The sequence below is a fragment of the Delftia sp. ZNC0008 genome, assembly GCF_000799035.1.
GTDB classification, from domain to species: Bacteria; Pseudomonadota; Gammaproteobacteria; order Burkholderiales; family Burkholderiaceae_C; genus Comamonas; species Comamonas tsuruhatensis.
The window spans coordinates 1-1151 of sequence record NZ_JTKZ01000438.1; the positions used below are offsets into that span (position 1 = coordinate 1).

Annotated in this window: 1 protein-coding gene; it reads left to right on the plus strand. The window is 63.4% G+C overall.

What is annotated here, in order from left to right; all coding sequences use genetic code 11:
- On the plus strand, nt 1–1151 hold a 1151-nt coding region (tuf, locus tag L995_RS14505), incomplete at both ends, for an elongation factor Tu (RefSeq protein WP_047472402.1).

Below are 1151 nucleotides of genomic sequence, written 5' to 3' on the forward strand. Positions count from 1 at the left end.
ACCAAGCCCCACGTCAACGTGGGCACCATCGGTCACGTGGACCACGGCAAGACGACCCTGACGGCTGCCATCGCCACCGTTCTGTCCAAGAAGTTCGGCGGCGAAGCCAAGGCTTACGACCAGATCGACGCAGCACCTGAAGAAAAGGCCCGCGGCATCACGATCAACACCGCCCACGTCGAGTACGAAACGGCCAACCGCCACTACGCTCACGTTGACTGCCCCGGCCACGCCGACTACGTCAAGAACATGATCACCGGCGCTGCTCAGATGGACGGCGCTATCCTGGTGTGCTCGGCCGCTGACGGCCCGATGCCCCAGACCCGCGAGCACATCCTGCTGGCTCGTCAGGTGGGCGTGCCCTACATCATCGTGTTCCTGAACAAGTGCGACATGGTGGACGACGAAGAGCTGCTGGAGCTGGTCGAAATGGAAGTGCGCGAGCTGCTGGCCAAGTACGACTTCCCCGGCGACGACACCCCCATCATCCGCGGCTCGGCCAAGCTGGCCCTGGAAGGTGACGCAAGCGACAAGGGCGAGCCCGCCATCCTGCGTCTGGCTGAAGCCCTGGACACCTACATCCCCACGCCCGAGCGCGCTGTGGACGGTGCCTTCGCAATGCCCGTGGAAGACGTGTTCTCGATCTCCGGCCGTGGCACCGTGGTGACCGGTCGCGTTGAGCGCGGCATCATCAAGGTCGGCGAAGAAATCGAAATCGTCGGTATCCGCGACACCCAGAAGACCATCGTCACCGGCGTGGAAATGTTCCGCAAGCTGCTGGACCAAGGCCAGGCTGGCGACAACGTGGGCCTGCTGCTGCGCGGCACCAAGCGTGAAGACGTGGAACGCGGCCAAGTGCTGTGCAAGCCCGGCTCCATCAAGCCCCACACCCACTTCACGGCTGAGGTGTACGTGCTGTCCAAGGACGAAGGTGGTCGCCACACTCCGTTCTTCAACAACTACCGTCCCCAGTTCTATTTCCGCACGACCGACGTGACCGGCTCCATCGAGCTGCCCGCCGACAAGGAAATGGTGATGCCTGGCGATAACGTGTCGATCACCGTCAAGCTGATCGCCCCCATCGCCATGGAAGAAGGTCTGCGCTTCGCTATCCGCGAAGGCGGCCGTACCGTGGGCGCTGGCGTGGTTGC